Origin of the sequence: Microbacterium testaceum (assembly GCF_003075375.1) — a bacterium.
In the GTDB taxonomy this organism is placed as follows: Bacteria; Actinomycetota; Actinomycetes; order Actinomycetales; family Microbacteriaceae; genus Microbacterium; species Microbacterium testaceum_E.
Genome location: NZ_QDFT01000023.1, coordinates 29,690 through 53,689 on the forward strand (window position 1 = coordinate 29,690; position 24,000 = coordinate 53,689).

Here is a 24,000-nt window from a genome sequence, read left to right on the forward strand (position 1 = left end):
GCGTCGGGAGCCGGTCCGCGTCGGGTCAGCGCGCGAAGGCGTGGAGGTGGAGCTCGTCGCTGAGGGCCTCGCTCGCGAGGCGGCCTCGGACGCTCGTGCCCTGCTCGTCGAGGGGTGGACTGACGACCGCCGCCCCGAGGCGCCCCCGCGCGGCCAGGACGACACCGCCCGAGACGCTGGATTTGGCGGGGACGCCGACGGCGCGCATCCACCGCCCCGATCCGTCGTACATCCCGCAGGTCGCCATGACCGACACGACGTCGCGGGCGACGCGTTCGGGCACGACGCGCGCCCCCGTGCGCGGATTGACCCCTCCCCCGGCGAGGGTGGCCCCCATGACGGCGAGGGTCTCGGCATCCACCAGCGTCGCACAGGCGCGTGCGTACACGGCGACGGCGTCGTCGGCCGACGCCCGCAGTTGGCCTTCGGCGCGCAGCAGGTGGGCGAGCGCGTGATTGCGGTCGCCCAGCAGATGCTCGTCGTGGGCGATGTCGTCGTCGACGTCGAGTTCGCGTCCGGCGAAGGCCGCGAGACCGGCGGCGATCCGGTCCATGCGCTCCTCGGGGCCCGCGCCCCTCACGAGCGAGGCGGTGACGATGGCGCCGGCGTTGACCATGGGGTTCGGCGGGCGCCCGGTGCCGCTCTCGAGCAGGATGGCGTCGAAGGACTCCCCCGTCGGCTCGATGCCGACCCGGTCGAGGGCTCCGCCCTCGGTGTCGAGCAGCGCGAGGGCGAACAGGAACGGCTTGACCGCCGATTGCACGCTCACGGTCACGTCGGCCTCGGTGCTGACGCGCACCGTGCCGTCGGGCAGGGCGAGTGCGATGCCGCAGAGGCCGGGGTCGGCGCCGGCGAGGGCGGGGATGCTGTCGTCGACCCGGCCGTCCCGGTCGTGCCGCACGCGTTCGCGCAGCGCCTCGACGTCGTAGCGGGAGGGATCGGGGTTCGGGGTCACTCCCCCAGACTCGCAGGCATCGGGCGGGCGCGCCCGGGGTTGCGTTCTCCGGCGCTCAGTACAGCCCGCGGTCGGCCAGCGCGGCCCGCAGGATCGGAGTCAGCCGCTCCGCGAACGCCGGGGTGACGTGCGTGTCGTCGTAGCGGACGGGCGTGTCACCGGCGAAGGCGGGGCAGATCCCCTGCCAGCAGGTGAACGGCAGAGCGCTGATGGCGGCGTCACCGGTCGTCGCGGCCTGCGCCTCGGCGGCGGTCTGCATCTGCGTCCACACGTCGTCGACCGCCGAGAGGCAGGCGCTCGGTCCCGTCACCGGCGAGAAGCAGCGCCCGAGATCGGCACCGTGCGGCGGGGGCGCGAGGTACACGGTGCGCCCCGGCGGCGCCCAGGCCGAGACCAGGCGGGCGGTGGCGGATGCCAGGTCGCCGGCGCCCAGGTCGCGTCCGTCGACCGAGCGGGCCAGGGTGAACGCGTTCGACACCACCACCAGGTCGGCGGGTGCGGCCGACACCAGGGCCGACACCTCGCGCTTGCGCGCGTCGCAGCCGGCGGTGACCGCCGGGTCGCGACTCTCGATCAGGACGTCGGTGAAGCGGCATCCGTACATCCCGACGGTCGTCACCCGCCACGCACCCCCGCTCTCGGCCGCGAGCCGTGCGAACGCGGGAGCGTAGGCCATGGCGCTGGAATCGCCGACGAGGTACAGGTGGTGGGCGGCGCCGGGGTCGCCCCACGAGCAGGAGTCGGCATCCGGAGCGCGATCCGGGGTGAAGCAGTCGTGGGCGGGGTTGGCCGACGAGGAGTCGCGCAAAGCCTGGTCGAGCGAGGGATGGAGCGTCGGCCAGGCGTCGGCGGTCGTCGCGGCGGCGAGTTGGTCCTGAAGCGTCGCGAGAGCGTCGCCGGCGTCGACAGCCGCCTCGGTCGACGCGGGCGCTACGGTCGGCATACCCGGCAGGGCTGGTGCGCCGTAGGCGAGGAGCACCGCGAGGACGGTCGCGCCGGCGCCGATGACCAGAGAGGTCAGGGCCATCGCAGCGCGCGGTGCGAAGCGCTCGCGCCACGTCGCCCAGTCCTCGGTGGCGGTGGCGGGTGTCGCGGGGGTCGCGGGGGCCACGGGGGACGCCGCGGTAATGGCCGGCGCGGATGCGCCGGGGGCAGGCGTCTCGGAGGACGGGTGCGCAGGGGCGGTGCCGGGGCGACGGGTGTCGGGGACGGTCGCCGGTGCGGCGAGGGTCGGACTCGCGGCGGCGGGAGCATGTCCCCCGGCGGCGGGAGCGCGACCCGCGGCGGCGGGAGTCGTAGGGCGCGAGCCGGGGTAGTACCGCTGACCGGGCACCCATCCGGGCGGTCGCGAGGTGAGGGCACTCGCGCGAGCGGGTACGGCCGCCGCCGGCGAGGCGGAGGGGGTGGACGGAGCCGGTGGCACGGCCACGGGTCGACCGTCTTGACGCGTGGCGAGCGGCCACGGCAGGCGATGGAGCGGCTGCTCCACGCCGAGGTACGTCGCGACGGTCAGCACCGCGATCCCCAGGGCGGTGATGGCGAGGGCAGCGGGGCCGGGGGGCAGGACGACGCCCGCGAACACGATGACGGGCAAATGCCACAGGTAGAGCGAGTACGACACGTCCCCGATGGCGACGGCGACGGGGTTGGACAGCGGGAACAAGTGGCGGTGGCGGGGGTCGCCGGCCACCCCGCCGGCGATCACCAGGGCCGCCCCGGCCACGGGCAGCGCCGCCCACGGCGCGGGGAAGGGTTCGGTGGGGTCGACGACGAAGAACGCGGCGACGACGACACCCAGGCCCGCCCACGCCATCGCACCGCCCACCGCCGGGTGCAGGCGGCGGAGCGGTCCGCGGGATGCCGCGAGCATCGCGCCCACGGCGAGTTCGCCCACCCTGGTCGTCGTCGAGAAGTACGCCATGCTGGCGTCCACGGGCGTCAGTAGGACCGCCGCGGCCCCGGAGAGGGCGATCACCGCCAGCGCGAGGACGGCGACGGTCATTCGACCCCCGCGTCCGCGGCGGATGGTTCGCGGCAGCAGCATCGCCGCCCCCAGGACCATCACGGGCCACGCGACCGAGAACTGCTCCTCGACCGAGAGCGACCAGAAGTGCTGCAGCGGTGACACGTCGCCCGCGGCGAAGTAGTCGCGGCCCTCGAGTCCGAAGCGCCAGTTCGAGACGAGTCCCACCGCGGCGAGCGCGTCGCCGACCGTCCTCTCGGCACGGACGACCGAGAACAGCGCGAACCCGGCGGCGACGACGACGGCCATCACGAGCAGGGCGGCGGGGAGCAGGCGTTTCAGGCGCCGCGCGAAGAACGTCGACAGCCGGATGGTCCCCGCGACGCGCAGCTCGGAGAGAAGGATGCCGGTGACGAGGAATCCCGAGAGCACGAAGAACACGTCGACGCCGACGAAGCCCCCGCGGGGCCACCCCGTGAGATGGGTCCCCACGACCGCCAGGACGGCGATCGCGCGCAGACCCTGCAGATCACGCCGCACACGCGACACGCGAGCGATCACAACAGCTCCCTCCGGCCGCGGGAACCGGCCGCAGAGAGCTTAGTGGAAGCGCTCCCACGACGGGTGTACGGCAAGCACCGACCCCGCGCGAAAGCAAGCCCCGTTCTGCGCGACGTCGCGGTGCTTTCATGAGCGCATGTGGCAGATCGCGGGTCTTCCCGCTCATCCCTTGCTGGTGCACGCCGTGGTCGTGCTCATCCCGCTGGCGGCGCTGATGGTCGTCCTCGGCAGCGTCTGGCCGGCGGCGCGTCGCCGTCTCGGCATCCTCACCCCGATCGTCGCACTCGTGGCGCTGATCTTCGTGCCGCTGGCGAAAGAGGCCGGAGAAGCCCTGGAGCGGCAGGTGCCGGAGTCGGCGGTGCTCGAGCGGCACACCGAGCTCGGCGATCAGCTGCTGCCGTGGGCGATCGGCCTGTTCGTCGTCGCCGCGGGGCAGTGGGTGTGGTTCCGGGTACGCGATCGTCGGGCGCCTCGTTCGGCCGAGCAGCGTGCCGCCCCCGGTCGCTCGCGCGTGCTGACGCTCGTCATCGCCGTCGTCGCGGTCGCGGTGTCGGTGGGCACCACCGTCTCGGTCGTGCAGGTGGGCGATAGCGGCGCGCGTGCGGTGTGGTCGAGCGACACCGGCGGGACGCCGTCGGGCGGCGACGACGGCTGAGACGCGGACCGGCGGGCATTATGCGCGTCGGCACCCCCGCTCGCCACCCCCGTCCGGCGCGCACCACGTGTGCATAGTGTCGGCTCTCGGAGGGATGACCGCACGGCATCCCCCCTCGCTGCTCGCCCCCGCGGCGCCTCCTCCCGAAGGACCCGATGAGCCACGCCCCCGACCTTCCGATGCCTCACGCGGGCGACATCCTCGGCGGGCGCTACATCCTGCGCGAGCGCATCGGTGCGGGAGGGATGGGCCGCGTCTTCCGCGCCCGTGACGAGGTGCTCGCTCGAGACGTCGCGATCAAGATCTTCCACCTCGACGGGGGCGATGACCCGGCGCCCATCCGGCGGCTGGCCGAAGCACGCGCGCTGGCCGCTCTCGACCACCCCTCGCTCGTCACGCTCTACGACGCGCGGCTGGGAGCGGGTGATCACGTCTACCTCGTCATGGAGCTCATCGAGGGGCCGTCTCTGCGCCGGCGCATCGAGGACGGGCCGATCCCCGTCGCCGAGGTGGCCGGCTTCGTCCGCGATCTGGCGGGGGCGTTGGCGACGGTGCACGAGGCCGGTATCGTCCACCGCGACGTCAAGCCGTCGAACGTGCTGCTGCGGCCCGTCCGCGGACGCGAGGTGCCCTTCGAGGCGGTTCTCGCCGACTTCGGCGTCGCCCACCTGATCGACGCGACGCGGTTGACGACGCCGGGAACGGTCATCGGCACCGCCGCCTACCTGGCGCCCGAGCAGGTGCGCGGCGAGCCGCCCCGCGCCGAGTCGGACGTCTACGCCCTGGGTCTGCTGGCGATCGAGGCGCTGACGCGTCTGTCGCCGTTCGGTGCCGGGACTCTGCAGGAGAGCGTGCTCGCGCGCCTCGCCCGCCAGCCCGAGGTGCCCGCCGGCCTCGGCTACGAGTGGCGGTCGCTGTTGACGGCGATGACGGCGACCGACCCCGACGCGCGGCCGCGCGCGGCGGATGTGGCCCGGCGCGCCGCCGAGCTCGCGCCCGACGCGCCGGCGCCGGCCGCGCTCGGGTCGATCTCGCGGGCGGATGACGAGACCCGCGCGCTCGATGAGCTGTTCGCCCCCGCGGTGGTGTCGTCGGCGTCGACCCCGGTACCGGCCCGCGAGACGACAACCGCTGCGGCTCCCGGTTCGCGCGCCCGTCGAGAGCGGGCCCGGGGACGCGGCTGGGTGTGGGCGGGCGCAGCCGCGGCGGCGGCCGTCGTCGTGGGCGGACACGTGCTGGCCTTCTCGCTTGGCTCCGCGGGCGGGGCGACCACGGATCGTCAGCCCGCTCCCACGTCGAGCGCGACCCCGGCCCTGGCCGAGCGCTCCGCACCCGATCCGACCCCCAGCCAGGCAGTGCTCCCGGTTTCGTCGACGGATGCCGACACCCCGCCCGCGCCGAGCGCGCCGGTCGACGTGGTGGCCGATCCGATCGCCGACACCGCTCCGACGACTCCCTCCGCTCCGTCGCCCGTCGAGACGAACCCGGCGCCCGGCACCCCGGTCGCGCCCGAGAGCGGTTCGCCCGGCGGCGGGGTGCCCACGAGCGCGCCGTCCCCGGCGGCGAGCGCGAACCCCGGTCCGGGCATCGCCCCGGGCGCCGGGTCGGGCCCCGGCCGATCGGACCAGGCCCCCGGGCACGTGACACCCGTCGGCAATCACGGGAACGGCAACGGTCCGAAGCCCTCGCCCACCGCGACGCCCGCGGGATGAGGGCGCCGGAGCGCGCGGTCGCGCGCGGTGGATCCGTCGAGTGTCCAGGAAACGCCGTGCGGTGTCGCGGTGGTGCGGTGTGTCTTGGACACTCGACGGGGGGCGGGCACGCGGTGGGCGGTCGAAAGCTCACGTAAGTTTCGCGGAACGGGCGTAAGCTGCGGCGATGCGAAGCCCCGATTCCCGTGAACGCGTCCGCCTGAGCGACATCGCGGACGAGGCGGGCGTCTCCGTCGCGACCATCTCGAAGGTGCTCAACGGCCACGGCGACATCTCGCCCGCGACGCGCGCGCGGATCGAGGGTCTGCTCACCGCGCGCGGGTACGTGCGGCGGTCGCAGCGGGAGCGCCCGCCGGGCGGTCTGATCGAGCTCGTCTTCCACGAGTTCGAGGCGAGCTGGTCGATGGAGATCATCGCGGGGGTGCAAGAGGTCGCCAAGGAGCAGGGTCTCGCGGTCGTCGTCACCGAGAGCGGCGGGGCGCACTCCCTCGGCGAGCAGTGGATCGAGGGCGTGCTGCGGCGTCGGCCCGCCGGCATCGTCCTGGTGGCGTCGGCCGTTCTCGCGCGTCAGCGCGCGCGGCTCGCCGCTCGTGGCATCCCCTCGGTGGTCGTCGATTCGGCCGGGGACCCGCCGGCCGACGTCCCGTCGGTCGGATCCGCCAACTGGGCCGGAGGGCTGGCGGCGACGCGGCACCTGCTCGAGCTCGGTCATCGGCGGATCGCGGCCATCACCGGCCCGAGCGACATGCTGTGCTCGTTCGCGCGACTGGACGGGTACCGCTCCGCGATGGCGACGGCCGGTCTCGACGTCGATCCGCTGTGGGTGCGGTTCGGCACCTTCCACGTCGACTTCGGCCGCGACGCGGCGCGGGAGATCCTGGCGCTGCCCGATCGTCCGACCGCCGTCTTCGCGGGCAACGACCTTCAGGCGCTGGGGGTCTACGACGCCGCTCGCGAGCGCGGGCTGCGCGTGCCCGAGGACCTGTCGGTGGTGGGGTACGACGACATCGCCCCGGCGCGGTGGGTCAGCCCGGCGCTCACGACGGTGCACCAGCCGCTGAGGAGGATGGGTGTCGAGGCCGCGCGGATGCTCCTCGACCCCTCGGCGCGGACCGCCGCGGGCGGTGTCGCCCGCGTGGAACTCGCCACGCACCTCGTCGTCCGCGCCAGCACCGCGCCCCCGCGCGAGGGCTGACCGGCGCCGTTCGAACTTTCGCAGAAGTTTCGTCGCGTTTACGTAACGACGTGGTCCGCGAGCTTCTCTGCGCGACATAAGTTGTGTGCCACAACCTATCCGCGCAAAGGAGCGCTCGTGCCACGACGCCTATTCACCCTGGCTTCCCTCGCAACAGCGGGAGCCCTCATCTTCGGCGGCGCCGCGGCACCCGCGAACGCCGCCCCGACCACCGTCAGCTCCGTCGACTTCACCGACGGCACGACGGGCGACTGGACCCGCAGCGGCGGAACGGATGCCACGCTCAGCGTCGTCGAGCTCGACGGCGACACCGTGCTGCGCGTGAGCGACCGCGACGCCGACTACGTCGGCATCCAGAGTCCGACCGGGATCTACGAAAGCGGCGAGACCTATTCGTTCTCTCTGCGGCTGCGCCTCGCCGCGGGTACCCCCGACACGAGCGCTCGCCTGGTGATGAAGCCCGCGTACACGTGGATCGGCAACACCGCCGTCACGGCGGCCGGGTGGACCACGATCAGCGGCACCTTCACGGCGCCCGCCGGCGACGTGTCCGCTCTGCAGGCATACATCGGCACCTCCGACATCCCGGGGACGCCCGCCTACACGTACTACGTCGACGACATCGTCGTCACCACCGAGGGCGCGGATGACGGCGGCACGACGCCCGACGTGGCGCCCGGTGGCGCCGTGGACCCCTCCCCCACGCCGGTCGCGGCCGCGCAGGGCGAGGGCGACGTCGCGGCGCTGACCTTCGACGACGGCCCCAACCCCGACACCACGCCCGCGCTGCTCGACTACCTCGCCGAGAACGACATCCGCGCGGTGTTCTGCGTGATCGGGCAGAACATCACGGCACCCGGCGGCGCCGACCTGTTGCGGCGCATCGTCGCCGAGGGCCACATGCTGTGCAACCACTCGACGACGTACGACGATATGGGCTCGCTCACCACGGCGCAGGCCGCCGCGCGCATGGCCGAGAACCTCACCATCATCCGGACGACGCTCGGCGACGACGACCACCCGGTGCCGTTCTTCCGCGCCCCCAACGGCTCCTGGGGCAACACCCCCGCGGCCGCCGTCTCGCTGGGGATGCAGCCGCTGGCGGTGGTCAACACGATCGACGACTGGCAGACGCAGGACGTCCCCACCCTGACCGCCAACCTGCGCGCGGCTCTGAAGCCCGGCGAGGTCGTGCTGGTGCACGACGGCGGCGGCGACCGCGCCGGCTCCCTCGCGGCCGTGCGCACGGTGGTCTCGGAGCGTCTGGCCGAGGGGTGGACCTTCACCCTCCCCGTCGGCGCGACGACGACGGCCCCCGGCGGGGATCCGCAGCCCGGAACCGTGCTGCTCGCCTCGGACTTCGACTCAGGCGACCTCGGCGGATGGGCCCCCCGCGCGGGGTCCGACACCTCGGCACCGCGGGTGGCGATCGTCGACGGCGGCGCCGACGACACGGCATCCGCCGCGCAGGTCGATCAGCGCACGCACGAGGGCGACGGCATCCAGCACGACGTCACCGGGCTGCTGCAGCCCGGGCGCACCTACGCGGTGAGCCTCGCGGTGCGCTTCGCACCCGGGAGCGCCACCGGCCAGGGCCTCACCCTGTCGGCACGCACCGTCGCGCAGGGCGCGCAGAACTTCGCCAACCTGCTGCAGATCGAGAACGCCTCGGCGACGGGCTGGACCACCGTGCGCGGCGAGTTCACCGTGCCCGCGTACGATTCGGCGGCCGAGATCTACGTCGAGTCACGCTACAACAGCGGCAACACCTCGACGTTCCTCGTCGACCAGGTACGGGTCTCGGTTCCCGAGGCGACGCAGGTCGACACGAGCCTGACCCCGGTCAAGGACACCGTCAACTTCCCCCTCGGCGTCGCGATCGATTCGCGCGAGACCAGCGGAGCGGCCTCTGATCTGCTGCGGCACCACTTCGACCAGATCAGTCCCGAGAACGCGATGAAGGTCGAGGCCTGGTACACCGGACCCGACCAGTTCGCCCGCAACGGCGAGGCCACCGCGCTGCTCGACTACGCGCAGGCCAACGACCTGCGCCTGTACGGCCACGTCCTGGTCTGGCACTCGCAGACGCCGGACTGGTTCTTCCAGGACGGGACCGGGCGCGAGCTGGGGACCTCGGATGCCGACAAGCAGCTGCTGCGCGACCGGTTGCGCACGCACATCTTCGACGTCGCGGCATCCATCTCGGACGACTACGGCCCGTTCGGGTCGGACACCAATCCGCTCGTGGCCTGGGACGTGGTGAACGAGGTCATCTCGGACCAGGCGACGCCCGACGGTCTGCGCACCAGCCGCTGGTACCAGGTGCTGGGTGAGGAGTTCATCCGCCTGGCGTTCCAGAACGCCGACGAGGCGTTCAACGGGGAGTACGCGGCGCCGGGCACCGACCGCCCCGTGAAGCTGTTCATCAACGACTACAACACCGAGATCGACGCCAAGGGCGCGCAGTACGAGGCGCTCGTGAAGCGGTTGCTCGCCGCCGGGGTGCCCATCGACGGCGTCGGACACCAGTTCCACACCTCGATCAACACCCCGCTCGCCGCCCTGCGCGGCGCGCTGGAGCGTTTCGAGGGTCTGGGCCTGGCCCAGGCGGTCACCGAGCTCGACGTGACGATCAACCCCGCCGACGAGCCCAATCGGGTGCGCCAGGGGTACTTCTACCGCGACGTGTTCGACCTGCTGCGCGAGTACCAGGCCGAGACGCCCGCTGCGGAACGGCTCTTCTCGGCGACCGTGTGGGGTCTCACCGACACGCGCTCGTGGCGCGCCGAGCAGCAGCCGCTGCTGTTCACGGGTGGTCTGCAGCCCAAGCCGGCCTACTACGGAGCGATCGGCGACGACGCGGGGCTGCCCCCGCTGGTGACGACGGCGAACGTCTTCGAGGGCGACGTCTCGCCCGAGGCCGGGTTCACCGACGCTCCCGAGTGGCGCAACCTGCCGCTGGCGCCCCTGACCTCGGACGCGGGCGGGTGGCAGGCGCGGTGGAACGCCGACCATCTCGCGGTGATCGTCCGGTCCGCGCAGACCCCCGACCGTGTCGCCTTCACCTACGGGGGCCGGGATTACGTCTACGCCGAGGGTTCGGCGGACTCGGTACCGGGAGCGCAAGAGGTCGTCGACGGCGTGACCTACACGCTGGCCCACCTGCCCCACTCGGGCGTCGCGGTCGGGCAGAGCGCCGACTTCGACGTGCGGCTGGAGCGCGGCGGTGAGGTCGTCGGCGCGTGGAATTCCCCGGGGGCCACGGGACGGCTGTCGTTCCTCGAACCGCTGTCGTTCGTGCAGGTGCCCGAGGGCACCGCGCCCACGGTCGACGGACAGAGGGATGCCGCGTACGACGACGCGCCCGTGGCCCTGACCGGCCGCACCGTCGAGGGCGCCGCCGACGGCGCGAGCGCAGAGGTGCGCACGCTGTGGAGCGGCAACACGTTGTACGTGCTCTACGACGTGACCGATCCGGTGATCGACCTCTCGGCCAGCGACCCGTGGCAGCAGGACAGCGTCGAGCTGTTCCTCGACCTCGGCAACACCAAGGCCGGTGGCTTCGGCCCGAACGACACCCAGATCCGGATCTCGGCCGACAACGTGCTGTCGTTCGGGTCGGGTGACACCGCGACCCAGCAGGCGCGTGTGGCGGCCAGTGCGACCACCCGCACCGACACGGGATACCGCGTCGAGGTGGCGATCGAGCTGACCGGGCAGTCTGGCGGACAGAGCGACGTGCCCCTCGGCGGTCTCGGGACGGTGCACGGCATCGACTTCCAGGTCAACGACGGGCGTCCCGGCGGTCGTTACGCGGTGAAGACGTGGGCCGATCCCACCGGTACCGGGTACCAGAGCACGGCTCGCTGGGGCGTGGTCGAGTTCGTCGCCGAGGCGACGGACCCGGGGACCGATCCGGGGACTGACCCCGGTACGGACCCGGGGACTGACCCCGGTACGGACCCGGGGACTGATCCCGGGACGGACCCGGGGACTGATCCCGGGACGGACCCGGGTACCGATCCCGGGACTGACCCCGGGACGGACCCGGGCACCCAGCCCGGCTCCGGTGCGGGCACGACGCCCGGCACCGACTCGGCCGCTTCCCCCACCCCGGGGGCTGCGGGAACGACCCCGCCCGTGCGGGGTGCGGCCGGCGGATTGGCGATCACGGGTGCCGCGGCACCCGGCCTGGGCATCGCGCTCGGCGCCCTGCTGCTGATCGGCGGGCTGATCGCGATCGGAAAGCGACGCGCTCAGCGTCGCTGAACGCTCAGAAGACGACAGAGGGGGCGGCCGCGAATGCGGTCGTCCCCTCCGTCACGCCGGAGCATCGGTGGTCACACAGAACGCACGTCGCGGCAAGCCCTGTCGAGACGCGTCCGTCGACGGTTGACTTCGATCTCGTGGGCCAGACGTGGGTTCGTGTCTCCGGGATCGTGACGACGGTCGCGTTCGGCGTGCTCGTGGTGGCGGGCATCGGATTCCTTCCTACCGGGGGCGCGACGAGCCTGATCGCTGCGACGGCGATCGCGATCGGTTTCGCCGGCGCCGGCTACGGCATGCTTCGGCTGACGCGCTCGAGCGGCATCGCCGTACGTGCCACGGCATCCGCTCGTCCTGACCAGGAGCAGGCTCAGCGTCGCGGCCGACGAGCCGTCCGGGTCCAGAGCATCGTCTTCCTCATCTTGGGGATCGGGATCTTCGCGATCCTCCTGCTCCTCGGTGGTGAGGACGACGGCGATCCGCGTCTCGTCGTCGGCGGGGTGGTCCTCATCGTCCTGGGGGTCAGCGGCCTGGTCGTGTCGGCGCGTGCGGAGCGGCCGCGGGCGCAAGACCTCGATGTCGACGTCGAGCTCCGGCGCGAGCCGGACTCCCCCGTCCACGTCGGCGGGTGGCAGCGGGTCACGCGACGGGATCTCGCGTCGGTCCTGGCCATCGCGGCGCCGGGGGCGGGGCTCGCCGTCTTCTTCGCGTGGCAATCGGTATCGCTGTTCTTCTTCACCATTCACCGGCTCGACGGGGCCGGTCTGCTCATCGCGGCGGTGCTGATCTTCGTCGCGGCGGTCGGGGTGTCCGTCACGGTCGTTTCGCGGATCGCGCCCGAGGTGTGGATCGACGTCGACGGGCAGCGCGTGCGATCGGGATCGCGCATCGTGGCGTGGGACGAGATCATCGCCGCGCGGCTGAGCGGCACCGCCGCATTCATCGGCGGGACGCGAACGCTCATCCTGACGCTGGAGGGGCCGAAGAAGACACGCTTCCCCCTCATCCTCCGCCGACGCGGTCGACTGATGCTGACGGGGCGCGAACGTGAGGCCGTTCTGGCGCTGATTGATGGCGCGGCCATCGATCTTCCCCGTGCGCCGGAGGATCCCAAGGGGAAGTTCTCACGGATGCTGTTCCCCTCGCACCTCGACGTCACCCAGGCGCGCGACCTCGTCGCTCGTCCCCCGCGGTCCGACGAGGACCTCCCCGTCCCGCTCGCCTGACGCGGAAACGACGAAGGCCCGCCTCTGACGAGACGGGCCTTGCGTTGGCTCCCCGGCTTGGACTCGAACCAAGAACCTATCGGTTAACAGCCGATTGCTCTGCCAATTGAGCTACCGAGGATCATGCTCACCGTGCGGCGGGCAACCCCACGATACTAACAGGATCCGCGCGCCGCGAAGAAATCACGGCGCCGAAATGCGTCGCTCGGGCGTGCCGTCGGGCGTCCACTGCACGCCCTGGTCGCCGTGGCCGAGCCCGATCGCGTGCCCCGCGTGCAGCACGAGCACGTCGGCATCCAATTCCCGCGCCGCCTCAGCGTCGTTCGTGACGATCAGCGAGGCCATGCCCCTCTCGTCGCGGCGACGGGTCAGGGCGGCCCGCGCCGCGGCGCGCACCTCGAGGTCGAGGTTCGCGTACAGATCGTCGGCGACGAGCAGACGTGGCTCGAGGACAAGAGCCCGCGCTAGGGCCACGCGCTGGCGCATGCCGGCGCTGAGCTCGTACGGATACTTCGGGGCGGTACCCAGCGGCAGCTCCATCTCGTCGAGCAGGGTCGCCACCCGCACCGCGAGGGCGCGGGTGTTGACCTTGCGGTCGCGACTGGTGATCGGCTCCGAGATGACGTCGTGCACGGTCAGCCGAGACGGCAGCGCGGCTCCCGCACCCTGCGGCAGGTATCCCGTGTGGAACACCCACTCGCGGCGCGCCCGGCCGGGCCGCCGCGCCGAGATGCCGTGCACGCGCGCGTCGCCGCCGACGACGGTCAGCCCGTCGTCGGGGTGACCGGCCAGCAGCGACACGAGCGAGGTCTTGCCCGAACCGGTCGCTCCCCGCACCACGAGCGTCCGCCCGGCAGGGAGGGTCACGGTGATCCCGTCGATGACGCGCACGCCGTTGCGCGCGAGCGAAAGGTCGTCGGTGCGGATGGCGACGTCGGTGTCGAGGGACCGGGGCATGCCCTCATCCTCACCCACCCGGCGCGCGTGCACCAGTCGACGCGGCTCAGCTGACGACGAGTCGTTGGCGGTCGGCATCCAATTCACGCAGTCGCAGCCGCAGGCGCCGGCCCTCTTCGCTGTCGGCGGGGACCCGCTGGATGCCGCGCAGCAACTCGTCCTTCTCGCGCTGGAGCTCGCGCACGAGCAGCCCCCGGGCGAGGTCGTTCGCCGAGGCGACGGCTCCCTCTTCGGTGCGCGCGGGGAACTCGGCGGTCAGCAGCTCGGCCGCGAGCGAGCGGAAGGGCTCGCGCACCGACTCGACGGCGGTGACGGCCCAGCCGGCCTGCGACAGATCGGTGGAGGCCAGGGCGCTGCGCACGGCCTCGAGCGCGGGGTGGCCGAAGGGCGTCTGCAGCGCCCGCAGGAAGATGTCGGGGTCGATGCGATGGCCGTACTGCAGGAAGGCCATCATCGCCCCCCGCTCGAGCGCCACGTCACGGGTGTGCGGAAGGGATGCCATGGTCACCGACACCGCGATCGGAGCCGGCTCGGCCGTGCGCTGCGCGTCGCGCTTCTCGGCGCGGTCGGCTCCGCGAGCGGCGCGCTCGACGGCGGACTGCACCTCGGGGATGTCGAGGCCCAGGCGACGCGCGAGCACACGGACGTACCCGGGCCGCAGGGCGGGGTCGCGGATGTCGGCGACGATGGGAGCGGCCGCGTTGAGGGCGCCGGCGCGCCCCTCGACGCTGGAGAGGTTGAAGTCCTTGAGGCGCTGGTCGATGACGAATTCGAACATCGGGGCCTTGGCATCCATCAGCGCACGCACGGCGCCGTCGCCGCGCTGCAGGCGCAGGTCGCAGGGATCGAGGCCCTCGGGTGCGACGGCGACGTAGGTCTGCGCGGCGAACCGCTTCTCGTCGGCGAAGGCGCGCAGCGCGGCCTTCTGCCCCGCCGCGTCGGGGTCGAAGGTGAAGACCACCTCGCCCGAGGCGCTGTCGTCGCCCATGACCCGGCGGAGAACCGTGATGTGGTCGCTGCCGAAGGCGGTGCCGCACGAGGCGATCGCGGTGGTCACCCCGGCGAGGTGGCACGCCATGACGTCGGTGTAGCCCTCGACGACGACGACGCGATGCGAGCGCGAGATGTCGCGCTTGGCCAGGTCGAGACCGTAGAGCACCTGCGTCTTCTTGTAGAGCGGGGTCTCGGGGGTGTTGAGGTACTTGGGGCCCTGGTCGTCGTCGTAGAGCTTGCGCGCCCCGAACCCGATGACCTGTCCCGTGATGTCGCGGATGGGCCACACGAGCCGCCCGCGGAACCGGTCGTAGACGCCTCGCTGCCCCTGCGACACCAGGCCGGCCTGCAGCAGCTCGTCGCGGGTGAATTTCTGCGCCGACAGGTGGTCGAGCAGGTGGGACCACCCCTTGGGGGCGTAACCCACGCCGAAGTGCGCGGCCGCTCCGGCGTCGAAGCCGCGGTCACCGAGGAAACGGCGGCCGGTCTCGGCCTCGGGCGTCATCAGCTGCGCGCGGAAGTACTCGGCCGCGGCGGCGTTGGCGGCATACAGGCGCGAGCGCCCCGACGTCTCGGGGGCCGCTCCCCCGTCCTCGTAGTGCAGCGTGTAGCCGACGCGTGCGGCCATGCGTTCGACCGCCTCGGTGAACGACACGTGATCCATCGCGCGCAGGAACGAGTAGACGTCGCCCGATTCACCGCAGCCGAAGCAGTGGTAGTACCCCACCTGCAGCCGCACGTTGAAGCTCGGGCTGCGCTCGTCGTGGAAGGGGCAGAGTCCCTTCATCGAGCCCACACCGGCGGGCTTGAGGGCGACGCGCTCGCCGATCACGTCGGCGATGTTGACCCGCGCCTTGACCTCGTCGACGTCGGCCTGCCGGATGCGTCCCGCCATCAGGCATCCGCCCCGCGCGACGCGCGGGCACCGGGAGCCCAGACGCCGAGCTCGGCGGCATCCACCTCGCCCACCAGTCGCCCGTGCCACGAGATCGCGAGCTGATCGGTCAGGCTCGCGACCTGATCGACGACGACCCGGCGGCGCGCGGTGTCATCGACCGCGGCGGCGAAGTCGGGGGCGTGCAGCGCGTCCAACGCGCCGGGGTTCTCCCAGAGGGCGGATGCCAGGCGCTTCAGCACGTGGCGCTGCTCGCGGTAGAGGACCTTGCGGCCGTCGATCGACACCACCGTCGCGCCGATGATGCCTTTGAGCACCGCCATCTCGACCTCGACCTCGGCCGGGACGATGACGTGCGCGCGGTAGCGGGTGAGCTCGTCGGCGGGATACGCCTCGCGCGTCGCGGCGGTGGCGGCGCGGGCGAAGCGCCCGATGAGGTCGGAGGTGAGGTTCTTGAGCCGGGCGAGGGCGGGGCGCGTGCCGTCGAAGGAGTGGATCCACTCGGGCATCGCCATCAAGCGTTCGAGGCCTGCCGACAGGTCGTCGCGCACGAAGTCGTACCCGACCCAGCGCTGGATCGCGTCGAGCAGTCCCTCGCGGCCCACGCGCGAGGCGAGGCGCGCGGGGTCGACGTAGCGGTTGACCACGGCGTCCTCGAAGTCGTGCACCGAGTATGCGATGTCGTCCGAGAGGTCCATGACCTCGGCCTCGATGCAGCGCTGACGGGCGGGGGCGCCGCCGCGCATCCAGTGGAACACCGGCTCGTCGTCGGGGTACACGCCGAACTTGAGGCGCCCGCCCGGGTCGGGGACGGGCTCGTCGACGGTCCACGGGTACTTGCACGTGGCGTCGAGGCTGGCGCGCGTGAGGTTGAGGCCGAAGGGCTCGCCATCGGCACCGAAGACCTTCGGCTCGAGGCGGGTAAGGATGCGCAGCGTCTGCGCATTGCCCTCGAAGCCGCCGATGCCGTGCGCCCACTCGTTGAGGGCCCGCTCGCCGTTGTGACCGAAGGGCGGGTGGCCCAAGTCGTGGCTGAGGCAGGCGGTGTCGACCACGTCGGGCGACAGCTGCAGCGCGGTCGCGAGCTCTCGGCCGACCTGCGCGACCTCGAGCGAGTGCGTCAGGCGGTTGCGGGCGAAGTCTGCGGGGCTCGCGGGGCTCAGCACCTGCGTCTTGGCCGCGAGGCGGCGCAGGGCGGCGGAGTGCAGCACGCGGGCACGGTCACGGGCGAAGTCGTCGCGCTGAGAGCGGTGGCGTTCGACGTGGAAGCGCCCGGCGTCGTCGTCGTCGTAACCGGCCGGGCGGGCGGCCGTCGCCGACGCCTCAACCACCACTGTGGTGCAGCTCCGCGTCGGCGAGGGCGCGACCGGCGTCGTGACCGATCTCGCGGGAGTCGAGCCACCCGTCGGGTAGCGCCGGGCGCTTGGGCGTACCGGCGCGACCGCGCTGGCCCTCGGCGGCGGCTCCGGGATACGGGGCGTCGAGTTCCATCGTGGCGAGGAGCTCGTCGATCTCGTCGAGCGTCGAGGCCGTCGCGAGGCTCGCGCGCAGCTCGCCGCCGACCGGGTACCCCTTGAAGTACCAGGCCACGTGCTTGCGGATGTCGCGGCATCCGCGGCCCTCGTCGTCGAAGAACTCGACGAGCAGCTCGGCGTGGCGGCGGAACGCGCGCGCCACGAAACCGAGCGTGGCGTCGACGGGCTCGCCGTGCGCGGCGCCCGGGCCGCCGAGGGCGCGCGCGAGGTCGCCGAAGAGCCACGGGCGGCCGAGGCAGCCGCGACCTACGACGACGCCGTCGCAGCCGGTCTCGTCCATCATGCGGACGGCGTCGTCGGCCGACCAGATGTCGCCGTTGCCGAGCACGGGAACGCTCGTGACGGTCTCTTTGAGCTTCGAGATGGCGGCCCAGTCGGCGTGGCCCGAGTAGAACTCGCTCGCCGTGCGGGCGTGCAGGGCGATGGATGCCACTCCCGCCCCCTCGGCGATGCGACCGGCCTCGAGGTAGGTGAGGTGGTCGGCGTCGATGCCCTTGCGCATCTTGACGGTCAGCGGCTTGTCGCCCGCGGCCTTCACGGCGCGCTCGACGATCTCGCGGAACAGCGAGGTCTTCCACGGCAGAGCCGCACCTCCGCCGCGGCGGGTGACCTTGGGCACGGGGCACCCGAAGTTGAGATCGATGTGATCGGCGTGGTCTTCGTCGACGATCAGTCTGACCGCGGCCTCGACGGTCGCGGGATCCACGCCGTAGAGCTGAATCGAGCGCGGCGTCTCGGACTCGTGATGCCGGATGAGCCGCATCGTGGTCTCGTTGCGCTCGACGAGCGCGCGCGTCGTGATCATCTCGCTCACGTACAGACCGGCACCGTATTCGCGACACAGACGTCGGAACGCCGTGTTCGTGATGCCGGCCATGGGAGCGAGCACGACGGGGGCGTCGAGTTCGATGTTGCCGATGCGGAGCGTCCGCGCCGGAGCCAAAGCCGTATTCACTGTCTCATTCTCCCAGACGGTTCCACGCGGCGGTGCCCGCCCCCGCAAGAGTCGGGAACGGGCACCGGTGTGCAGAAGGCGTCACGCGTCGGCGGTCTCCACGGACTCGCGGCGTTCTCCCCAGACCTGACGGGCGATCTGGGTGAAGGCCTCGACCGGCTGTGCGCCGCTGACGCCGTACTTGCCGTCGATGACGAAGAAGGGCACGCCCGAAATGCCGAACTGGCGGGCCTGCTCCTGATCGGCGCGGACGGCCGCGCGGAATCGCTGCGACGTCAGCGCCTCACGGGCGGCGTCCTCGTCCAGACCCGCTTCGACGGCCAGGGCGATCAGGTCGTCGTCGCGACCCACGTGCTTGCCCTCGAGGAAGTACGCCGACATCAGGATCTCGGCGAGCTCGAGCTGGCGACCGTTCTCCTTCGCGAAGTGCAGCAGCTCGTGCGCCTTGACGGTATTGGTGTGCTGGAGGATGTCGAAGCGGTACGCGAGCCCCGCCTCGGCGGCGACGCCGGTCACCCGGTCGAGCATCTCGCGGGCCTGCTCGGGAGAGATGCCCTTGTGCTGCGACAGGTAGTCCACCTCGCCGCCGTGGAAGTCCTCGGGGGTGTCGGGCGAGAGCTCGAACGAGTGGTACTCGATCTCGACGACCGGGGCGTCGTCATCGGCGGCCGTGGCGGCCAAACCGTTCTCGAGGTTGCGCTTGCCGATGTAGCACCAGGGGCAGGCGATGTCGCTCCACACGTCGATCTTGATGGCATCCGTCATATCGCGTGCAACTCCTTCGATCGTGGATCTATTCCGCCGGCGGCATCCGTCAGGCGGTGGGGGCGTCGACGGCACCGCCGAAGCGGCGGTCGCGCGATAGATACAGCCCGATCGCGTCCCACAGGTGGGTGCGGCGGAAATCCGGCCAGAGCGTGTCGAGGAAGACCATCTCGGCGTACGCCGACTCCCACAGCAGGAAGTTGGAGGTGCGCTGCTCGCCGCTGGAGCGGACGAACAGATCGACGTCGGGCATGTCGGGCTGGTACAGGTTCTTGCGGATGAGCTTCTCGGTCACGGCCGAGGGCTTGAGCTTTCCGGCGGCGATGTCGTCGCCGATGCGGCGCATGGCATCCACGATCTCGACGCGGCCGCCGTAGTTGACGCACATCGTCAGCGTAAGGGTGGAGTTCGCCTCGGTCAGCTTCTCGGCGTGCTGCAGCTCTTTGATGACCGAGCCCCACAGGCGCGGTTTGCGGCCCGACCAGCGGATGCGCACCCCCCACTCGTTCAGCTGATCGCGGCGGCGATGCAGCACCTCGCGGTTGAAGCCCATGAGGAAGCGCACCTCGTCGGGCGAGCGCGACCAGTTCTCGGTCGAGAAGGCGTAGACCGACAGGTGCTTCACCCCGGCCTGGATGGCGCCGGCGACGACGTCGAGCAGGGCGGCCTCTCCGGCGCGATGCCCCTCGACGCGCGTGAGTCCCTGCCGGTTGGCCCAGCGGCCGTTGCCGTCCATCACGATCGCGACATGCTCGGGCACGGCGCCCCTGGGATAGGTCGGCGGGTACTCCCCCGTCCAGTCCAGCGGGCGGTAGGGCACGGCGTCGCGATGCGTGAACGGCTTGGGTGTCATTGATGCGACTCCAGGTGCGAGAGCGAACGGATACCCCGTTCGAGATGGAACTGGGCGTAGGCGGCGACCAGGCCCGAGGCCGCGGCGGTCGTGCGGCCGGGGGCGGCGTCGATCGTGTCCCACTCGCCCGCCATCAGGGCGCGCAGCATCCCGACGGTGTCGGGGGCCACGCGCGGGGATCCCGCCGGTGCGCAGGTGGAGCAGACCATACCGCCGAGCTGGGGCAGGAAGTAGTCGTGGTCGCCGACCGTGCCGCACCGCGCGCACTCGGTCAGCCCGGGCGCCCAGCCCGACAGCGCCATCGCGCGCAGCAGGTACGAGTCCAGCACGCTCCGCTCGGAGTGCTCGCCGCGCGCGAGCGCCCGCAGGCCGCCCACCAGCAGCAGGTACTGCTGCGGTGTGGCCTCGGCCTCGTTGAGCCGGTCGGCGGTCTCGACCATCGCGCTGGCGGTGGTGTACCGCTCATAGTCGACGACGATGTCGGCGCCGTACGCGCCGAGGGACTCGGCCTGCTGCACGATGTCGAGGTTGCGGCCCTTGAACAGCTGCACGTCGGCGACCATGAACGGCTCGAGGCGCGACCCGAATTTCGACGAGGTGCGGCGCACGCCCTTCGCCACCGCGCGGATCTTGCCGTTGCGACGGCTGAGGAGGGTGAGGATGCGGTCCGCCTCCCCCAGTTTGTGGGTACGCAGGACCACGACTTCGTCGCGGTAGGTGGGCACATTCCATTATCCGCCCGGCTGCCCGTGAGCGGCCTGCGCGCCGCGCCCGTCCCCGCCGACGCGGAACGGGAGAATGGATGCCGTGGACACGCCGACCTTCGTCATCCCGCTGTGGGCGGACCTCACCGCTGTCGCCCTCGGCGGCGTGCAGGGGGCGCTCTTCGCGTCGGGGTTCCAGGGGCAGCGACGTCTCGATCTGCTCGGCGTCGCGATCATCGGCATCCTGCTCGGAATGGGCGGCGGTCTCATCCGCGACCTGCTGCTCGGCTTGACGCCGGCCACGCTGCAGAGCAACTGGTACCTGATGACCGCCACCCTCGCCTCGATCGTGGGGATGCTGCTGTCGGGGATCTTCCAGCGGCTCAACCGCGCGATCGTCATGCTCGACGCGGTCGTGATCGGTCTGTTCGGCGCCTTCGGCACGTCCAAGGCCCTGGCCCTGGGGATGCCGGCCGTCCCGGCCGTGTTCGTGGGCGTGCTGGCCGCCGCGGGCGGCAGCGTGCTGCGCGACGTGCTGATGGGCCTGCCGGTGGCGATCATGCACGTGGGCTCGCTCTACGCCGTGGCCGCCGGTGGCGGGTGCGCGGTGCTCGCGACGGCCGCGGCCTTCGGTGTTCCGCTGCCGATCGCGGCCGTCATCGGGGTCGTCGTGACGACGGTCATCCGCGTTCTGGCGGTGCTGTTCGACCTGTCCCTGCCCGAGCAGCGCAAGCTCTACCGCCGCAAGGTCGCGGTCGAGACGACCGGCATCCCGGTCATCCGCCTCGACGACGCGGAGTGAGCCGCCGACTCACGCGGGGGGCAAGGGGGTGACCTCGTCGCCGACCCGGATCTCGCCGCCACCGTCGGCGGGGAGCAGCAGGATGCCGAGGGTGGCCTCGTCCTGGCCGAACTCGCCCGTCAGCACGCGGAGCAACCGGGCATCACGGACGCCCGTATCGGGGTTGGCGGTGATCGCGGCGCAGCGTTCGATCGGCTTCTGCACCTCGAACACGACCTCGCCGATCCGCACCCGTCCGGCCCAGTCGAGCTCGGCCCACGGCTCCGTTCCCGAGACGACGATGTTGGAGCGGAACCGGCGATCGTCCACCGGGGCGGGCACCGCGGCATCCACCGCTTCGACCGACGCGGCGCCGTGCAGCGAGATGAAACCCTGCGGGCGGTCCTGGAAACGCGCGGTCCGCCCGTCGCCGAGCAGACCGAGGGGCAGGATGCCGTCGGCGTCGAGCAGTCTCGCGTCGCTCGTCGTGCGCAGGTAGGCGGTGACAGCGTCGGCCAGACGGGTCCGGCCCGCATCGCTCAGATCGGCCGTGACGTCGATGTCGCCGACGCGCAGACGCAGCGTCCGCGCTTCGTCGTCGAACGCGAGGTCGACGCGGGCGAGCGTCGGGAACGTCATCAGGGCTAGCCCCCGACTTTTCGGGAACGTCGCGTCCTCGGGTTCGACCGCGTCGGCGAAGCGGAACACCAGGGACCGGTCGCCCTGCACGCGTCCGTCGTCCTGGATGATAAGGCTCTCGCGCCTCTCGGGCGTGAAGCCCTTCACGGGGTAGCGGTAGAGGGCATCGACGCGGATCACGTGTTCATCCTGGCATCCCCGCCGTCCTGTCCCGGGAACGGCGAAGCGCCACCGTCCGACGGGGACGGCGGCGCTTCGCGGGACTCAGACGCCGGCGAGGGCGGACGCGGCCTGACGCGTGCGGATCGCGCGGTTGACGCCCGACACGATCGCCTTGAGCGACGCGGTCGAGATGTCGCCGTCGATGCCCACGCCCCACAGGCGCTGGTCGTCGACCTGCAGCTCGACATACGCCGCGGCCTGCGCGTCGCCGCCCGAGCTGAGGGCGTGCTCGACGTAGTCGTAGAGCGTCACGTCGAAGCCCTGCGAGCGGACGATCTCGAGGAACGCGGCGACCGGGCCGTTGCCCACGGCCGAGGCGGGGTGCGTGGAGTCGCCGTCGCGCAGCGACACGTCCAGGTGCACATCGCCCGACATGTCGCTCGACGAGCGGGTCGACAGCAGCTCGAAGCGACCCCAGCGCTGGTCGTCGTCCTTCGACGGCAGGTACTCGTCGGTGAAGATGTCCCAGATCTGGCTGCTCGAGACCTCGCCGCCCTCGGCGTCGGTGCGCGCCTGCACCACCCCCGAGAACTCGATCTGGAGCTTGCGGGGCAGGTCGATCGCGTGGTCGGCCTTGAGCAGGTAGGCGACGCCGCCCTTACCGGACTGCGAGTTGACGCGGATCACGGCCTCGTAGGAGCGGCCGAGGTCCTTGGGGTCGATCGGCAGGTAGGGAACCGCCCACTCGATCTCGTCGACGGTCTTGCCCTCGGCGGCCGCGCGGGCCTCCATCGCCTCGAAGCCCTTCTTGATGGCGTCCTGGTGCGATCCGCTGAAGGCGGTGAACACCAGGTCACCGGCCCAGGGGCTGCGCTCGGGCACCGGCAGCTGGTTGCAGTACTCGACCGTGCGCTTGACCTGGTCGATGTCGCTGAAGTCGATCTGCGGGTCGATGCCCTGCGTCAGCAGGTTGATGCCCAGGGCGACCAGGTCGACGTTGCCCGTGCGCTCTCCGTTGCCGAAGAGGCATCCCTCGATGCGGTCCGCCCCGGCCAGGTACCCCAGCTCGGCCGCCGCGACGGCGGTGCCGCGATCGTTGTGCGGGTGCAGCGACAGGATGACGTTCTCGCGGTGGTTGAGGTGGCGCGACATCCACTCGATCGAGTCGGCGTAGACGTTGGGCGTCGCCATCTCGACCGTCGCGGGCAGGTTCAGGATGACCTTGCGCTCGGCGGTGGGCTGGAAGACCTCGAGCACCTCGTTGCAGATGCGCAGCGCGAACTCGAGCTCGGTGCCCGTGTAGCTCTCGGGCGAGTACTCGTAGTAGACCTCGGTCTGCGGGATCGTCGCCTCGTACTGCTTGCACAGGCGGGCGCCCTCGAGCGCGATGTCGACGATGCCCTGCTCGTCGGTGCGGAACACGACCTCGCGCTGCAGCACCGAGGTGGAGTTGTAGAGGTGCACGATCGCCTGCTTCGCGCCGGCGATCGCCTCGTAGGTGCGGGCGATCAGGTGCTCGCGGGCCTGCGTCAGCACCTGGATCGTGACGTCGTCGGGGATCAGGTCTTCTTCGATCAGCTGACGGACGAAGTCGAAGTCGGTCTGGCTGGCGCTCGGAAAGCCGACCTCGATCTCTTTGTAGCCCATCTTCACGAGCAGATCGAACATCACGCGCTTGCGCTCGGGGCTCATCGGATCGATGAGCGCCTGGTTGCCGTCGCGCAGGTCGACGGCGCACCAGCGGGGTGCGGTCTCGATGCGCTTGGACGGCCACGTGCGATCGGGCAGCTCGATTCGGATCTGCTCGTGGAACGGACGGTACTTGTGCACCGGAGCGGAGGTGGGCTTCTGGGTGTTCTTCATGATGTGTCGCTTCTTTAGATTCGTTCGGTGGGGCCGACGACGATCTCCGCGACGAGGAAGGCCCTTAGATCGAGGACTCGTCGCGGCAGCTAAGAAGAAGCAGGCCACCGAAGCGCATTCTGCGATCGTAGCAGCCCCGCGCGCGGCGGTTCACGCGCGGGCGCGCCACTCGCGCGCGAGCACCGCGCAGACGAGAAGGTCGCTCCACCGGCCCTTGAACTTCGCGTTCTCGACGAAATGCGCCTCGCGCCGCATGCCGAGCCGTTCCGCCAGCGCCCAGGACCGCTGGTTCTCGGCGTCGATGCGCGCGGTCACGCGACGCAGTCCGTAGACGGTGAAGGCGGTGTCGATCAACGCGCCCACCG

At 71.7% G+C, this 24,000-nt stretch carries 18 protein-coding genes and 1 tRNA gene; 6 read left to right on the forward strand and 13 right to left on the reverse strand.

Annotation, left to right across the window (positions count from 1 at the left end):
• Positions 1–25 precede the first annotated feature (25 nt).
• Together glsA and DC432_RS10290 are read right to left on the reverse strand one after the other, a co-directional pair.
• Positions 26–955, reverse strand: coding sequence for a glutaminase A (gene glsA / locus DC432_RS10285; RefSeq protein ID WP_116537814.1), 930 nt, complete (start codon positions 953–955; stop codon positions 26–28).
• 55 nt (positions 956–1,010) lie between these two features.
• Positions 1,011–3,479 carry an acyltransferase gene (locus DC432_RS10290; RefSeq protein ID WP_243393095.1) on the reverse strand — a complete coding sequence of 823 codons (2,469 nt, stop codon included), beginning with the start codon at positions 3,477–3,479 and terminating at the stop codon, positions 1,011–1,013.
• 136 nt (positions 3,480–3,615) lie between these two features.
• Between DC432_RS10290 and DC432_RS10295 the strand changes: the two genes are divergently transcribed.
• From DC432_RS10295 to DC432_RS10315, 5 genes are all read left to right on the forward strand, one after another.
• Positions 3,616–4,134, forward strand: coding sequence for a DUF2231 domain-containing protein (locus tag DC432_RS10295; protein ID WP_116537815.1), 519 nt, complete (start codon positions 3,616–3,618; stop codon positions 4,132–4,134).
• 155 nt (positions 4,135–4,289) lie between these two features.
• Entirely contained in the window at positions 4,290–5,846 is a 1,557-nt protein-coding gene (locus DC432_RS10300; RefSeq protein ID WP_116537816.1) for a serine/threonine-protein kinase, read from the forward strand.
• 166 nt (positions 5,847–6,012) lie between these two features.
• A complete protein-coding gene (locus DC432_RS10305; protein WP_116537817.1) occupies positions 6,013–7,041 on the forward strand; it encodes a LacI family DNA-binding transcriptional regulator in 1,029 nt (342 codons plus the stop codon).
• A 117-nt stretch (positions 7,042–7,158) separates the two neighbouring features.
• Positions 7,159–11,310 carry an endo-1,4-beta-xylanase gene (locus DC432_RS16625; protein WP_207770801.1) on the forward strand — a complete coding sequence of 1,384 codons (4,152 nt, stop codon included), beginning with the start codon at positions 7,159–7,161 and terminating at the stop codon, positions 11,308–11,310.
• A 137-nt stretch (positions 11,311–11,447) separates the two neighbouring features.
• Positions 11,448–12,533, forward strand: coding sequence for a hypothetical protein (locus DC432_RS10315; protein ID WP_116537819.1), 1,086 nt, complete (start codon positions 11,448–11,450; stop codon positions 12,531–12,533).
• A 45-nt stretch (positions 12,534–12,578) separates the two neighbouring features.
• Here the strand turns inward: DC432_RS10315 and DC432_RS10320 are convergent.
• The 8 genes from DC432_RS10320 to recO all read right to left on the reverse strand — a co-directional run bounded on the left by DC432_RS10320 (position 12,579) and on the right by recO (position 20,211).
• Positions 12,579–12,654: transfer RNA gene (locus DC432_RS10320), tRNA-Asn, on the reverse strand.
• Positions 12,655–12,716: 62 nt separating this feature from the next.
• Positions 12,717–13,490: an ATP-binding cassette domain-containing protein gene (locus DC432_RS10325; RefSeq protein WP_116537820.1), complete on the reverse strand. Its 774-nt coding sequence runs from the start codon at positions 13,488–13,490 to the stop codon at positions 12,717–12,719.
• Between the two features lie 46 nt (positions 13,491–13,536).
• Positions 13,537–15,378, reverse strand: a complete 1,842-nt coding sequence (gene dnaG / locus DC432_RS10330; protein ID WP_116537821.1) for a DNA primase — start codon at positions 15,376–15,378, stop codon at positions 13,537–13,539.
• Positions 15,378–16,712, reverse strand: a complete 1,335-nt coding sequence (locus DC432_RS10335; RefSeq protein WP_116537822.1) for a deoxyguanosinetriphosphate triphosphohydrolase — start codon at positions 16,710–16,712, stop codon at positions 15,378–15,380. Before DC432_RS10335 ends, dnaG begins: the two co-directional genes overlap by 1 nt.
• Positions 16,702–17,868 carry a tRNA dihydrouridine synthase DusB gene (gene dusB / locus DC432_RS10340; RefSeq protein ID WP_116537823.1) on the reverse strand — a complete coding sequence of 389 codons (1,167 nt, stop codon included), beginning with the start codon at positions 17,866–17,868 and terminating at the stop codon, positions 16,702–16,704. The genes DC432_RS10335 and dusB overlap by 11 nt, the downstream gene beginning before the upstream one ends.
• Before the next feature lie 81 nt (positions 17,869–17,949).
• Complete coding sequence (locus DC432_RS10345; protein WP_116537824.1) at positions 17,950–18,633, reverse strand: DsbA family oxidoreductase; 684 nt, start codon at positions 18,631–18,633, stop codon at positions 17,950–17,952.
• A gap of 49 nt (positions 18,634–18,682) precedes the next feature.
• Complete coding sequence (locus DC432_RS10350; protein ID WP_116537825.1) at positions 18,683–19,486, reverse strand: isoprenyl transferase; 804 nt, start codon at positions 19,484–19,486, stop codon at positions 18,683–18,685.
• On the reverse strand, positions 19,483–20,211 hold the full coding sequence (recO, locus tag DC432_RS10355) for a DNA repair protein RecO (RefSeq protein ID WP_116537826.1): 729 nt from the start codon (positions 20,209–20,211) through the stop codon (positions 19,483–19,485). The genes DC432_RS10350 and recO overlap by 4 nt, the downstream gene beginning before the upstream one ends.
• A 73-nt stretch (positions 20,212–20,284) precedes the next feature.
• On the opposite strand from recO, the gene DC432_RS10360 reads away from it, so the two are divergent.
• Complete coding sequence (locus tag DC432_RS10360) at positions 20,285–20,992, forward strand: trimeric intracellular cation channel family protein (protein ID WP_116537827.1); 708 nt, start codon at positions 20,285–20,287, stop codon at positions 20,990–20,992.
• A gap of 9 nt (positions 20,993–21,001) precedes the next feature.
• Here DC432_RS10360 and DC432_RS10365 read toward each other — a convergent pair whose 3' ends face one another.
• The 3 genes from DC432_RS10365 to DC432_RS16420 all read right to left on the reverse strand — a co-directional run.
• The gene (locus DC432_RS10365) at positions 21,002–21,790 is read right to left on the reverse strand and encodes an MOSC domain-containing protein (protein WP_116537828.1); all 789 of its coding nucleotides are present in this window, start codon (positions 21,788–21,790) and stop codon (positions 21,002–21,004) included.
• Between the two features lie 84 nt (positions 21,791–21,874).
• Positions 21,875–23,635, reverse strand: a complete 1,761-nt coding sequence (leuA, locus tag DC432_RS10370; protein WP_116537829.1) for a 2-isopropylmalate synthase — start codon at positions 23,633–23,635, stop codon at positions 21,875–21,877.
• Between the two features lie 150 nt (positions 23,636–23,785).
• Positions 23,786–24,000, reverse strand: a 215-nt coding sequence (locus tag DC432_RS16420) for a GNAT family N-acetyltransferase (RefSeq protein WP_165801243.1), incomplete at its 5' end; no start/stop codon positions are given.